14 protein-coding genes are annotated in these 13157 nt (G+C 61.0%); 8 read left to right on the top strand and 6 right to left on the bottom strand.

Annotation, left to right across the window (positions count from 1 at the left end; genetic code table 11):
- The first annotated feature begins 49 nt into the window (after nucleotides 1–49).
- The 3 genes from ACTO3O_RS07195 (at nucleotide 50) to dnaJ (ending at nucleotide 3367) form a co-directional block, all read left to right on the top strand.
- Nucleotides 50–1174 carry a glycosyltransferase gene (locus tag ACTO3O_RS07195; RefSeq protein WP_297830517.1) on the top strand — a complete coding sequence of 375 codons (1125 nt, stop codon included), beginning with the start codon at nucleotides 50–52 and terminating at the stop codon, nucleotides 1172–1174.
- Nucleotides 1175–1221: 47 nt separating this feature from the next.
- The gene (locus ACTO3O_RS07190; RefSeq protein WP_297830519.1) at nucleotides 1222–1803 is read left to right on the top strand and encodes a nucleotide exchange factor GrpE; all 582 of its coding nucleotides are present in this window, start codon (nucleotides 1222–1224) and stop codon (nucleotides 1801–1803) included.
- Nucleotides 1804–2173: 370 nt separating this feature from the next.
- Nucleotides 2174–3367, top strand: coding sequence for a molecular chaperone DnaJ (gene dnaJ / locus ACTO3O_RS07185; RefSeq protein ID WP_297830521.1), 1194 nt, complete (start codon nucleotides 2174–2176; stop codon nucleotides 3365–3367).
- A 1049-nt stretch (nucleotides 3368–4416) separates the two neighbouring features.
- Here dnaJ and ACTO3O_RS07180 read toward each other — a convergent pair.
- The 6 genes from ACTO3O_RS07180 to tilS form a co-directional block, all read right to left on the bottom strand.
- Nucleotides 4417–4569 carry a hypothetical protein gene (locus ACTO3O_RS07180; protein WP_298081061.1) on the bottom strand — a complete coding sequence of 51 codons (153 nt, stop codon included), beginning with the start codon at nucleotides 4567–4569 and terminating at the stop codon, nucleotides 4417–4419.
- Between the two features lie 158 nt (nucleotides 4570–4727).
- Entirely contained in the window at nucleotides 4728–4877 is a 150-nt protein-coding gene (locus ACTO3O_RS07175; protein ID WP_297624222.1) for a hypothetical protein, read from the bottom strand.
- Between the two features lie 39 nt (nucleotides 4878–4916).
- Nucleotides 4917–5276 (bottom strand): hypothetical protein, encoded by a 360-nt coding sequence (locus tag ACTO3O_RS07170; protein WP_297832044.1) that lies wholly within the window; start codon nucleotides 5274–5276, stop codon nucleotides 4917–4919.
- Nucleotides 5273–5812: an RNA polymerase sigma factor gene (locus tag ACTO3O_RS07165; protein ID WP_297832042.1), complete on the bottom strand. Its 540-nt coding sequence runs from the start codon at nucleotides 5810–5812 to the stop codon at nucleotides 5273–5275. The genes ACTO3O_RS07170 and ACTO3O_RS07165 overlap by 4 nt, the downstream gene beginning before the upstream one ends.
- Nucleotides 5796–6392, bottom strand: a complete 597-nt coding sequence (locus ACTO3O_RS07160) for a hypothetical protein (RefSeq protein WP_297832039.1) — start codon at nucleotides 6390–6392, stop codon at nucleotides 5796–5798. Before ACTO3O_RS07160 ends, ACTO3O_RS07165 begins: the two co-directional genes overlap by 17 nt.
- A gap of 104 nt (nucleotides 6393–6496) precedes the next feature.
- Nucleotides 6497–7813, bottom strand: a complete 1317-nt coding sequence (tilS, locus tag ACTO3O_RS07155) for a tRNA lysidine(34) synthetase TilS (protein WP_297832035.1) — start codon at nucleotides 7811–7813, stop codon at nucleotides 6497–6499.
- A gap of 103 nt (nucleotides 7814–7916) precedes the next feature.
- On the opposite strand from tilS, the gene hydG reads away from it, so the two are divergent.
- From hydG to galE, 5 genes are all read left to right on the top strand, one after another.
- The gene (gene hydG / locus ACTO3O_RS07150; RefSeq protein WP_297832032.1) at nucleotides 7917–9335 is read left to right on the top strand and encodes a [FeFe] hydrogenase H-cluster radical SAM maturase HydG; all 1419 of its coding nucleotides are present in this window, start codon (nucleotides 7917–7919) and stop codon (nucleotides 9333–9335) included.
- Between the two features lie 16 nt (nucleotides 9336–9351).
- The gene (locus ACTO3O_RS07145) at nucleotides 9352–10017 is read left to right on the top strand and encodes an HAD family hydrolase (RefSeq protein WP_297832029.1); all 666 of its coding nucleotides are present in this window, start codon (nucleotides 9352–9354) and stop codon (nucleotides 10015–10017) included.
- Nucleotides 10018–10085: 68 nt separating this feature from the next.
- Nucleotides 10086–10358 carry a DciA family protein gene (locus ACTO3O_RS07140; RefSeq protein WP_297624205.1) on the top strand — a complete coding sequence of 91 codons (273 nt, stop codon included), beginning with the start codon at nucleotides 10086–10088 and terminating at the stop codon, nucleotides 10356–10358.
- Between the two features lie 24 nt (nucleotides 10359–10382).
- The gene (pepT, locus tag ACTO3O_RS07135; protein WP_297832026.1) at nucleotides 10383–11666 is read left to right on the top strand and encodes a peptidase T; all 1284 of its coding nucleotides are present in this window, start codon (nucleotides 10383–10385) and stop codon (nucleotides 11664–11666) included.
- 6 nt (nucleotides 11667–11672) lie between these two features.
- Nucleotides 11673–12710, top strand: a complete 1038-nt coding sequence (gene galE / locus ACTO3O_RS07130; RefSeq protein ID WP_297832023.1) for a UDP-glucose 4-epimerase GalE — start codon at nucleotides 11673–11675, stop codon at nucleotides 12708–12710.
- Nucleotides 12711–13157 lie beyond the last annotated feature (447 nt).

Here is a 13157-nt window from a genome sequence, read left to right as displayed (position 1 = left end):
AAGTGGCCCTCCGACCGAAAAAGCGGCGTATCTTTGTAGCAAAGATAGAATGAAAATCTGTTGTCTGTTCAATATCGCCCCCCGGTACCGGGCGGGCATCTACCGACGGATGGACGAGGATCCGGCCGCGGAGTACGATTTTATGGCCGGCGAAGAGTCCACCGGCGGGATCGCTCTGCTGGATTTGCGGGAACTGAAAGGTTTTCGGGGATACCTGCATAACATTTACCGCCGGGGCGGAAAACTCGTCTGGCAGCGCGGAGCGATTCGGAAAGCCTTCTCGAAACGGTACGACGCCTATATTCTGACCGGCAATCCGGGGATTCGCTCCAACTGGGTCATCGCTTTGGTCGCCAGGTTGTTGGGGAGGCCGGTCTACCTCTGGACGCACGGGTTGTACGGAGACGAAAAGGGGTTGAAACGGTGGAAGAATCTGACCTATCTGCGTCTGGCGGGACATCTGCTGCTGTACGGTGAACGCGCCCGTCGGTTGTTGCTCGAAGCAGGGTTTCCGGCCGAACGGATGGCCGTGATCTACAACTCGTTGGACTACGAACGGCAATGCGTCCTCCGGAGCCGGATCGGCGACCGGGGATTTATCCGGAACTATTTCGGGAACGACCTCCCTTTGCTGGTCTTCGTCGGGCGGCTGACCGAGGTCAAACGGCTGGATTTGCTGCTCGCCGCCATGACGAGGCTCGAACGGCAGGGGATGCCTTGCAACCTCGTGCTGATCGGCGACGGGCCGCAACGCGACAGGCTGGCTGCGCGGGCCGAGGCGGACGGATTGGTCGATCAGGTTTGGTTCTACGGCGAGAGCTACGACGAACATCTGATCGGGACGTTTCTCTACCACAGCGCGGCTTGCGTCAGTCCGGGCAATGCGGGGCTGACGGCGATCCACGCCCTGACGTTCGGCACGCCGGTGGTGACGCACGGTACGGCCGAGCGGCAGATGCCTGAGTTCGAGGCGATTCGGCCGGGCGTGACGGGGACGTTGTTCGAGGAGGGGAGTGTCGATTCGCTGGCCGAGGCGATCCGTCCGTGGCTCGCGGCGACGGAGGCCGAGCGGGCGGCTACGCGCGAGGCTTGTGAAGCCACTATCGAAGCGAAATTCAATCCGGAGCGGCAGATGGAGGTTCTGCGGTCGATTTTCGGCCGTCACGAGGCTTGATTGGTACGCTATTTGACGACTCTACGGCGGGATAATTGACATGTGTTATGGAAAATCAAAAAGAAAATACTGAAAATCAAGAGCTTGAAAATAACGTGTCGGACGGGGCGACGTCGGAACCTACGCCCGATACTGACACGCTGACACCGGAGCAGGAGGCGCAGGATGTCGAACCGGCGGCCGAAAACGACAAAATGGCAGACGCGGCGGCGGAGTGGCAGGATAAGTACATCCGGCTGGCGGCGGAGTTCGATAATTTCCGCAAACGGACGCTCAAGGAGAAGATGGATCTGATTTCGAACGGGGGCGAGGATGTCATCAAGGCGATTATTCCGGTGGTGGATGATTTCGAACGGGCCATTGCGGCGCTCGACGGGAAGGAGCAGGTGGCGGCGGAGTGCGAGGGGGTGCGGCTGATCTACCAGAAATTTATGGATATCCTCAAGTCCAAGGGGGTGACGCCGATCGAGGCGTTGGGAAAACCGCTGGATGTGGATTTCCACGATGCGGTGGCGAAGGTGCCGGTCGAGGAGGCGGACAAGAAGGGGACGGTGATCGATGTGGTGCAGACGGGCTACATGCTGAAGGACAAGGTGCTTCGCTTCGCTAAGGTGGTGGTCGGGGAGTAACTCGCCTCTTCCATTTCCATATTTCTAACCGTTCGTTTACCGTGTTTACCCGGCTGGAACCGTACCTTTCTTGAAAGAAAGGTACCCAAAGAACTTTCGTGAAGCTACGCTACGCCTTAGGCTCCGCAGTCCTCAGTCTTCGTGAGTCTGTCGGGCTGGGTTTTCTCGGCGAGCGCGCTAAATCATGGGCAAAATAACCCAAGCGCGCTGCGCCAGAAAACCACAGCCCAACAAACAGTCCGAGATTTGGGCCGCCGGCAGCTTGAGGATGCGTTAGCATCCGTCTAAAGTTTTTTTGGTTCTTTTTGTTCACAAAAAGAACAGTACCCTCCCGGGCAAATACAAAAAGAACAATTATAAATCACGATAAATGGCAGATAAGAGAGATTATTACGAAGTGCTCGGCGTGAGTCGCGACGCATCGGCCGAAGAGATAAAGAAAGCCTATCGGAAGGCAGCGATTCAGTTTCACCCCGACAAGAACCCCGGCGACAAGAACGCCGAAGAGAAGTTCAAGGAGGCCGCCGAAGCATACGACGTGTTGAGCAATCCGGATAAGAAAGCCCGTTACGACCAGTTCGGTCATGCCGGGATGGGCGGAGCTGCCGGCGGCGGAGCCGGTGGATTCGGAGGGTTCGGCGGCGAATACGGCGGCTTTACGATGGAGGATATTTTCTCTCGTTTCGGCGATATTTTCGGTGGCGGGCGTTTTGGCGGCTTTAGTTCGGGGGCGGCAGGCGGCTATGGCGGTGCGCGGGTGAATCGGGGGAGCGACCTGCGGATCAAAGTCAAACTGACCTTGGCCGAGATCGTTAAAGGAACCACCAAGAAGCTGAAAATCAAGAAAAATATCGCTTGCGACCAGTGCGGCGGGACGGGAGCGAAGGACAGTAATTCGTATGCCACGTGTGCGACATGCGGCGGCTCGGGGCATGTGACGCAGGTGGTCAACACCTTCTTCGGTCAGACTCAGACGACGGCGACCTGTCCGACCTGTGACGGGACGGGCAAGACCATTACGGCGCCGTGTTCGAAGTGTCATGGCACGGGGACGGTGAAGGGTGAAGAGATTGTTGAGATCAACATCCCTGCTGGGGTGGGCGAGGGGATGCAGCTGTCGGTTTCGGGCAAGGGGAATGCGGCTCGGAACGGCGGGATCAATGGCGACTTGCTGGTGGTGATCGAAGAGGAGCCGCATCCGGAGTTGAAACGCGAGGGGAACGATTTGATTTACAACTTGCAACTGAACGTGGCGGACGCTGTTTTGGGAGCTTCGGTGGAAGTTCCGACGGTGGATGGCAAGGCACGGATCAAGATCGAACCGGGCACGGTGGCCGGTCGGGTATTGCGGTTGCGTGGCAAGGGGATTCCGGACATCAACGGACGCGGAACGGGCGATTTGCTGGCGGTGGTGGATATCCATATTCCGGCTCATGTGTCACCGGCGGAGAAGGAGGCGTTGGAAAAGCTCCGTACATCGGAGAATTTCAAGCCGAATGCGGTCAATAGCGGAGCTAAAGGGCGGAATATTTTCGACCGGATGCGGAACTATTTCCTGTCGTAAAGAACGGATTTTTTCAGGATACAGCCTTTCGGTTCTAGAGCCGAAAGGCTGTGTTTTTTAGGGGCTATCTTTAGTAGAACCATTGAGCCGAGACTGCCGCAGCAAAACGCAGTTTTGCCCGTCCACGCACCCGTTGGGTGTTTTGTTAGGGTTGTCTCTGCCTTACTAAGTGGGGCCCGCGCGGCCCGAGCGCAGTTTTAGGCGGGTCAAAGCTCTCCCGCGCGCGACCGCTGAAGTAGGAAATCATTCAAACGCAAATGATGCGTTTGAATAAGATTTCCGCCAGCGCGCGGACAAAGAATGGGGTAGAGGCTGCCGCAGCGAAACGCAGTTTCGCCCGTCCACGGGACGTGGGGCCCGCGCGGCCTGAGCGCAGTACCCTCAAACTAAAACGCGCGCCAACGCCTAAAGAAGCGATTCAACTATTTCGGCAGTAAGCCGAAATAGAATGAATCGCGCAAGGCGCGCGAAAACGCGGCGGAGCGATAGCGGAGCCGCAGTGAGCACACAGGGCGGAGAAATGGGGCGAGCTTTGGGCCGCGCTGGGCTGAGTATGGGGCTTGGATTGGGGCTGAGCTCTTGCGGCTCGTAGAGCCGCGCAGTTTGCCGCCACCCCTTGCGGCGGGCTGCAACTCGTCGGAGCTCGTTGCTGCTCTCCGCTGGCGGCGAACTGCTGTTGTGGTCAAGAATGAACCCGAAAGAATTGAGGAGGTGGATGGATTGTTGCTTTTGCGGCTCGCAGAGCCACGCGGGCCGAAGCCTCCCGCTGCGGAGGCCCGCAACTGACGTTGCTTTGGGCCCCGCAGGCTTCGACCCGCTTAAACTGAGAGCGAGTAGCGACGCATTAGCGGTGCGTGGGGGACGCGCCGAGGACGAATGGGCCGATTCTGTGACCCAACGGGTCGCGCGGGCCGGACGCCTGCCCACGGGCGGCCCGCAACACGCCGTTTGCGCGTTGAGAGTTGCTGTTCCTCCCGGGCGTCCGTCCGCACAAAATTCGGCTACATGGGGCAGCTCCAGCCCATTGCCCACCGCGCGCATTTCCCCGTTTATTCCGAGAGGCAACGTAACTGAAAACCGTAGGCGCGGGCACCCATATTGATTGGATTGATCCCTTGCGTATGGAAAACTAAATACCGGCTCCGGTAGCGGCCTCCCGAATAGTAAGACATGGGTGACCAGCAGAATCCGTTGTCGCCCACGGCACGCAGTATGCCGTCTTCGTCGAGGCGGTAGCCCGGGGCGCGCCCGCAGGGCGTTTTACGGGTCGCCTCTACTTTAAGTGACTTTACCCCAAAAATTGGGTGGTCTCGGCTCCATTTGGGGTAGACACGGTCATCAAAAGCCACCTCTGTCCCGTTTATTCCGAGAGGCAACGCAACTGAAAACCGAAAGCACGGTAGTTCGAGTGGCTGTGGTATAGCGCCGTCGCAACGAAATCCAAATACATGCCATGGATACCGCTGACCGAGGACGTCAAAGCGTATCCGCCAAGACCGGTGTAATTCAACGCCCCCGTGTTATGGCCGCGGTAGCCCGGGGCGGTCCGTTATCGAAACTTTATCCCATCCGACAAAGAACCCGCCGAGCTCGTCCCCTTGCCCGCCGCATTCGAAGAGAGTCCCCATTCCGTCGGAAAAAGCCTGATACCCGTCTCCTGTCTGAAACCCTTCCACCACCCCGTCAAACCCTTAAAATCGCCCGGCTCCCACAGCATCGCCCCCACCAGCAGCAACACCGACGCAAACGCCGTCGCAAAAGTCGGTACCCGGTAGAGGTTCTTCGACGGAGGCAACGGCCCGAGCCGGTCGACCACCCGTCGCGTGAACCCCTCGTCCCGCACCCCTTCGTTGCGCGCCGCCGCGAACAACCGTTCCAGCGGATCGTTTCCTATCCTGTTGCGTCTCATAACTCTTCGTTTTTCAGATATTCCCGCAGTTTGGCCTTCGCCCGCGCCACCATGCTCTTGACCGTTCCCAGCGGTATCTCCGTCACGTGGGCGATCTGGCTGTGCGACAACTGCTCGACCGCCGAGAGCAGGATCACGTTCCGTTCCGCCTCGTCCAGGCAGGCCAGCGCGCTCTGCAATATAGCGATTTCCGTGCCGCTTTCCCCCGCCGCCTCCATCCGCTCGATCTCCAGCGTGGGGTGCAGCGACCGTCGGCTGTCGAGAAACGTGCGGTAAGCGATGCGGAACAGCCACGCCCGGAACGACCCCACCCCCGAAAACTGGCGGATCGAGGTGAAAGCCTTGATGAAAGCCTCCTGCGCCAGATCGTCCGCCCGGAACCCGTCGCCACCCGTCAGGTGAGTCAGATAACGCCGCAACGGAGAGTGGTAGCGTTCCACCAGCTCTCCGAATGCCGCGCGGTCGCCCGACCGTTTCACCCGCCTCACCAACCACCACTCGCCCAACGCGTCGTGTCTGTTATCGGTTTTCGTCACGACGCTGTACGTACTGGCGGAACAAATAGACGATCGCGTATCCCACCCCGAGGATCAGCCCCCACAGCAGCAGCGAGGTGAAGAATCGCATGTAGCTCAGGTTGAGGAGCCCGATCCAGACCAGAATGACGAACCCGACGATCGCCACGATCAACAGCCGTCGGATAAAGCTCGTCAGCGGTCGCCCCATAGTTTCGAACTCGCTCGGCGAGTGTCCGTGTTCGATGGCGTATCGTTGAGCCTCGTATTTTTTCTTCAGCGCGATATACCAGAATCGCATGATGAAGAAAACCATCGCCACCCCCGAGCCGGTCGAGATGAGGACGATCAGTACGACCATCAAATGGTCTCCATTGAAGTCGAACGGCGTGTCCGAGCTCCTGTTTACCCCTTCGATCGCCCCTTCCAGCGCGGTCATCCGAGCGTCCAGCGCCTGTAACAGACTATCCGTCCGGATTTCTGTCGGAGTTTCGATAAGTGCGGCCAACTCCGTCGAATCGACCGGTTGGGCCGCCGGAGCGGCTACGTTTCCGAAAATCAGTCCTGCGCCGAGCAGCAGAGCGAGTAACGCATGTTTCATCTTGTATCGATTGATTTTGTGGATTTCTATACCATAGACGCAACCGACCGTCATTTCGGATGTCGACAGGCGATTTTTTTTGATGAAACTACCTCCTCGGGGGCTTACAGCGTGATCCGCACGAAACGGTGCCCGTCCTGCCGTACCTTGTAACGGTCGTCGATTCGGCGGCCCGCTAACCAGACGATCGTCTCGCCCGAGAGCAGAACTCCTTGCCGCCCCTTCTCCGCCACCGGCACCTTGGCGTCGATCAGGAAGTCGCTCACCTTTTTCTGTCCCGCCATCCCGAGCGGGATGAACCAGTCCCCCTCCTGCCAGCCGCGCAGGCGGAGCGGAAATTTCAGCGCATCCGCCGTCAGGTAAGCCGTCTCGGGCGGCGTCGCCAGACTCTCCGGCAGCTCCTCCAGCGAGAGCCACTCCACCCGCGGGTCGTCCGCCTCGATCCACTCTTCGCGGAACGGCTCGACCACGCGCGGAGCCAGCAGAATCCTCCGCCGGTCGAGCCGCGCCGTCCATTTTTCCGCCTCGAACCGTTTCCCCGAGAGCGTCGTTTCGATTCCCTCCTCAGCTCGCTGCCACAGCGCGGCGATCTCCTCCGCCGCCTCCGGCGTGAAGCCGAAAGGACGCAGCAGCTCATAGAGTTCGAATCCGAAACAAGTCTCGTCCAACGCGTCGAGGTCGATCTCCTCCGGCCCCGCGAAAGCCCGGTCGCGCAGCCGGGCGATCTGGAGGTCGATGAACTGTTGCGTAGCCTGCAACCGGACGAGGTTCTCCTCCATCGTCCGGGCGAACCGGTTGTTCGACGCGCTGTCCAACCGCGGCAGGATGTCGTGGCGCAGCCGGTTGCGGAGGTATTTGAGCGTCGCATTGGTCGAATCCTCGCGATACGGCACTCCGCGTGCCGCCGCGTAAGCCGTCACCTCGTCGCGCCGGGCGAAGAGCAGCGGACGGATGATGCGTCCCCGCCGATCCGCAATGCCCGTCAGTCCGCGCAGCCCCGTTCCGCGCAACAGGTTGATAAAGAACGTTTCGGCCGAGTCGTCGGCGTGGTGCGCGATGGCGATGCGGTCGTAGCCGTGGTGCTCGCAGAGCGTCTCGAACCAGTCGTAGCGCAGCCGCCGGGCCGCCATTTGGATCGATTCGCCGCGCGCTTTCGCTTCGGCTTCGGTGTCGAACCGAACCGTGTGGAACGGAATGGCATGCTCTTCGCAATAGGCCTCTACCAGCTGCCGGTCGCCGTCGGCTTCGGCCCCGCGCAGCCCGAAGTGGACGTGTGCCGCCGCGATGCGGCCCGGACAGCTCTGGCGCAGCAGGTCGAGCAGCGTCATCGAGTCGATGCCGCCGCTGACGCCCGCCAGTACGCGGTCGCCGGGAGCGATCAATTGCCGCCGGTCGATGTATTGTCGGAATCGTTCGAGCATGGGGAAAGAGTTTTTCGGTTCGACATTCCGGGCCTTTCTGCGCGCCCGGAGTGTAAAAATAGTGTAATTTTGCGATGTGCGGCGAAAACCGCCGCCTTTCGCCATGATTTTCCATCCGCAGACCTATCGCCTTCCCGACCGGCCGGGAGAGCCCTTTATCGACGAACAGGAGATCGAATCGTTCCTGGCCCGCCACGCTTCGCCCTCGGCGGAAGAGGTTCGGGCCGCCGTTCGTCGCGCCATGAGCCGCGAACGGCTCCCGCTGGACGACGTCGCCGTGCTGCTGGGCGCCGGGCCCGGAGAGCGGCCGCTCGTGCTGGAGGCCGCCGAACGGCTTAAACGCGAGGTCTACGGCGACCGGATCGTTCTCTTCGCACCGCTCTATATCGGAAACCGGTGTACCAACCGCTGCGCCTATTGCAGCTTTCGGGCCGACAGTACCGAGACCGTGCGCAAGACCTTGACGGACGAGGAGATCGTCCGCGAGGTGACGGCCTTGGAGCGGACGGGACACAAGCGGCTCATTCTGGTCTACGGCGAGCATCCGGCCTACAGCCCGGCGTATATCGCCGAGACAGTGCGGATCGCCTGCGGCGTTCGGTCGGAGCCGGCGGGAGAGATTCGCCGGGTCAATATCAACGCTGCACCGCTCACCGTCGAGGGGTTCCGCACGGTGCACAAGGCCGGGATCGGAACCTATCAGATTTTTCAGGAGACTTACCACCGTGCGGCCTATGCCCGCTACCACCTCGGCGGCCGGAAAGCCGACTACGACTGGCGGCTGACCGCCCTCGACCGGGCGATGGAGGCCGGAATCGACGACGTGGGGCTGGGCGCGCTGCTCGGGCTCCACGACTGGCGGTTCGAGGTGATGGGACTCGTGCGGCACACGAACCACCTGGAGGCCTGTTTCGGCGTCGGGCCGCACACGATCTCGTTCCCGCGGATCAAAGAGGCCTCGGCCTCGCTGCCGGCCGCTTCGCCCGTGGGAGACGACGATTTCGTCTATGCCATCGCTGTGTTGAGGCTCGCCGTGCCGTATACCGGCCTGATTCTGACCGCCCGCGAACCGGCTGCCGTGCGCGATGCGGCGATTCGGTACGGCGTGTCGCAGATCGACGGCGGAACCCGGCTCGAGATCGGAAGTTACTCCGGCGAACCCGAAGCGGAGCGGGGGTCGCGTCAGTTCGCCATCCACGACGACCGCTCGTTGGACGAGATCGTCGGGCGGCTGGTCGGGGAGGGCTATTTGCCGTCGTTCTGCACGGCCTGCTACCGCCGCGGACGGACGGGCGAACACTTCATGGAGTTCTCCGTGCCGGGCTTCATCAAGCGGTTCTGCGGGCCGAACGCCATTCTCACCCTGGCGGAATACCTGACCGATTACGCCTCGCCGGAGGTGGCCTCGGCCGGGTGGAACCGGATCGAATCGGCCTTGGAACAGCTGCCGGACGAGTCGGCGGCCCGGACTCGTGAACGGTTGGCCCGGATTCGGGCCGGAGAACGGGATATTTATTTTTAATTCATCAGAAACCGATATGCTTCAGGCAGCTCTTTTCGACATGGACGGCGTGATCGTCGACAACCGCGACGCGCATTTGCGCGCTTTCGAACACTTTGCCGCGCGCCACGGCGTGACCGATTTCGATGCCCGGACGCTGTTGCCCTGTTTCGGATCGACCAACGCCGTGATTATGGCCCGTTTGTTCGGTCGCGACGACCTGCCCGCCGACGAGGTCGAACGCTTCTCGCGCGAGAAAGAGGAGATTTATCGCGAGCTCTACGACCCGATCATGCGCCCGGCCGAGGGGCTGGTCGATCTGCTGGAGGCTTTGCGCGCGGCGGGGATGCGGATTGCCGTGGGGAGCTCTGCGCCGCGGATCAATGTCGATTTCGTGCTCGAGCGGTGCGGTATCGCTTCCTATTTCGACGCCGTGGCGTCGGGGTCGGAGATCGCCCGGAGCAAGCCCGATCCGGAGGTCTATCTGCTGGCCGCGCGGAAATTGGGCGTCGATCCGCACGACTGCGTCGTTTTCGAGGACGCTTTCGTGGGGCTGGAGGCGGCGCGCCGGGCCGGGGCCAAGGCGGTGGCCATTGCTTCGACCTTTCCGCGCGAGCTGATCGAAGCGCGCGGCGACTACGACCTGTTGATCGACGGTTTTCCGGGACTCACGGTGGCCGACCTGCAACGCTTGTGGGCGTAATGACCTTTCGCGTGCTGGCTTTTTTGTAAAATTTTCTTATTATTGTCCGTATGCGACGAACCGAACCGATGCGTGTAGGCGAGCTGTTGGAGGATTTCCTCTCGACGCGCGCCCTGGGGCCGGCCACGATGGAGGGCCGGGCGGTCGAGTTGTGGGCCGAGGCGGCGGGCGAATATGTCGTCCGGTCGACCGAAGATGTCTATATCCGCGGCGGAGTGCTTTATGTCCGTTTCTCGTCCGCTGCGGTTCGGGCCGAGATTTTCATGCGTCGTCGGGCGATCGCCGAGCGCATCAACGGGTTGTTGCGGGCGCGGATCGTGCGGCACATCGTCGTGCGGTGATCGGAGCATAGAGATTCGATTGTTATGAATATACCCGAACTCAAAGAGCGGCTGCTTGAACGGCTGCTGCGCTACGCGGCCTTCGACACGCAGAGCGATCCGGAGAGCGAGACCTATCCTTCGACCGCCCGGCAGCTCCTGCTGCTCAACCACCTGGTCGAAGAGCTAACCCTCATCGGACTGGACGACGTCGAGATCGACGAATACGGCTATGTGACCGCCACCGTGCCCTCGACTTTGCCGGAAGAGGACTCTCTTTCGCCGACGGTGGGTTTCATCGCCCATGTCGATACCTCGCCCGATATGTCGGGCGAAGGGGTGCGGCCACAGGTTGTGCGCGATTATGACGGAGATGCCGTTCCGTTGGGCGACGGCGGTCTTGTGCTCTCGCCGGAAGATTTCCCGGAACTTGCGCTGCTGCGCGGACACACTTTGGTGACCACCGACGGCACGACCCTGCTCGGGGCCGACGATAAAGCGGGGGTGGCCGAAATTGTGACGGCCGCGGAGTATCTCGTGACCCATCCGGAGGTGCGGCATGGACGTATTCGCATCGCTTTCACGCCCGACGAAGAGATCGGGCGCGGCGTCGATCATTTCGACGTCGCGCGGTTCGGCGCAGCGGTGGCCTATACGATGGACGGCGGGGCGGAGGGCGAACTGGAGTACGAGAATTTCAATGCCGCTTCGGCCCGGATCGCCATTCGCGGTCGGAATATCCATCCGGGGATGGCCAAAGGGAAGATGATCAATGCGATACAGGTGGCTTGCGAGCTGAATGCCATGTTGCCGGCGTGGGAGCGGCCGGAGCATACCGAAGGGTATGAGGGATTTTTCCATCCCGTCGCGATTCGGGGCGACGTGGATTCCGCTTTGATGGAGTACATTATCCGTGACCACTCCCGGGAGCGGTTCGAGGCGCGCAAAGCGATCTTGGCGGCGGCTGCCGAGGCTGTGAATCGGCGGTATGGGGCCGATACCGTGGGGCTGACTCTGACCGATCAATATTATAATATGCGCGAGCCCGTGGAAGCTTGTCCGGAAGCCGTTGCGCTGGCTCGTCGGGCGATGGAAGAGGTGGGGGTGACGCCTTGCGTGCGGCCCATTCGCGGCGGGACGGACGGGGCGAGGCTTTCTTATATGGGGTTGCCGTGTCCGAACCTTTTTACGGGAGGCGGGAACTTTCACGGGCGGTATGAGTACTGTTCCGTGGATACCATGGTAGCGGCCACGCGCGTGATCGTCCGGCTGGCGGAGTTGTGGGGCGCGGCGCGACCGGCTGCGGCATCGAGTATCAACAAAAACTAACGATATATGTCATCCAACAAAGCTAAAACCGTACTCGTCGCCGGGGGCGCCGGGTATATCGGGACCCACACGGCGGTCGAACTGATTCGCGCGGGTTACGATGTCGTCATTGCCGACAATCTCTCGAACTCCGACCTCTCCGCTGTGAAGGGGGTGGAGGCGATCGTGGGGCATCCCGTGCCGTTCGTCCAGGTCGACTGCTGCGACCGCGAGGCGATGCGCGAACAGGTTTTCGGTCGGTATGCGTTCGATTCGGCGATCCACTTCGCGGCTTATAAAGCCGTGGGCGAGTCGGTAGCCGAGCCGCTCAAGTATTTCCGGAACAACCTAGATTCGCTGCTCACGGTGATGGCCCTGATGCAGGAGTTCGAGGTGCCGAACCTCGTTTTTTCCTCCTCGGCGACAGTCTATGGCCAGCCCGAGGTGCTTCCGGCGACGGAACAGACGCCGCGCCAGCGGGCCAATTCGCCTTACGGGCTCACCAAGCAGATGAGCGAGGACATCATTCAGGATACGGTGGCGGCGGTGCCGTTTTTCAAGGCGATCGCCCTGCGCTATTTCAACCCCATCGGGGCGCACCCGTCGGCTCTGATCGGCGAACTGCCGAAGGGGGTGCCGAACAATCTGGTGCCGTTCATTACGCAGACGGCGGCCGGGATTCGGAAAGAGCTTTCGGTCTTCGGTGACGACTACGATACGCCGGACGGTTCGTGTCTGCGGGACTACATCGACGTGGTGGATTTGGCGCGTGCGCATGTGGTGGCGGTGGATCGGATGGTCGGGGGGAGATCGGCCGAACGGTTCGAAATTTTCAACATCGGGACGGGAACGCCGGTGTCGGTGTTGGAGCTGGTGCGGTTGTTCGAAGAGGTGAACGGCGTGCCGGTGCCGCACCGGATTGCAGCGCGTCGGCCGGGCGACGTGGAGAAGATATGGGCCGCTACGGACAAGGCGAACGACGAGTTGGGCTGGCGTGCGGAGCGTGATTTGGGCGATACGTTGCGTGCGGCTTGGGCGTGGGAGAAACACGTGCGCGGACTGTAGTTTTTCAGTGTGATCGGGTGTTTTTATCCGTTCAGTTTGTTTGATCCTTTGCAGGCTTTCGGGCTTGCAAAGGATTTTTTGTTTTCATGTGTGGTGTAGGTTGGGCCGAGGCGGCCTTGGGGTAGAGGCGGCCCATTCCGAGTGCCGGGAGGCACCGCCCGCCCGGCGTAAGGGCAGTATCCTCCCGTAGGCATAGACGCGCGCCCCGCTAAGGAGGGAAATCGTCAAAATGCACTTGTGCGTTTTGACAAGATTTCTCCAGGCGCGCGAACAAAGCTCGACCGCGCGCCACGCCTTAAGAGGGAAATCGTCAAAATGTGCTGGCACGTTTTGACAAGATTTCCCAAGGCGCGCGAACAGAGAACGGGGGTAGAGACGGCCAGTGGAAATGCGCGAGCATTTCCCGTCCACGGGACGTGGGGCCTGCCCGGCCCGAGGGCAGTACCC

It is taken from the genome of Rikenella sp., assembly GCF_056799795.1.
This window is presented reverse-complemented; position numbering and strand designations above follow the sequence as displayed.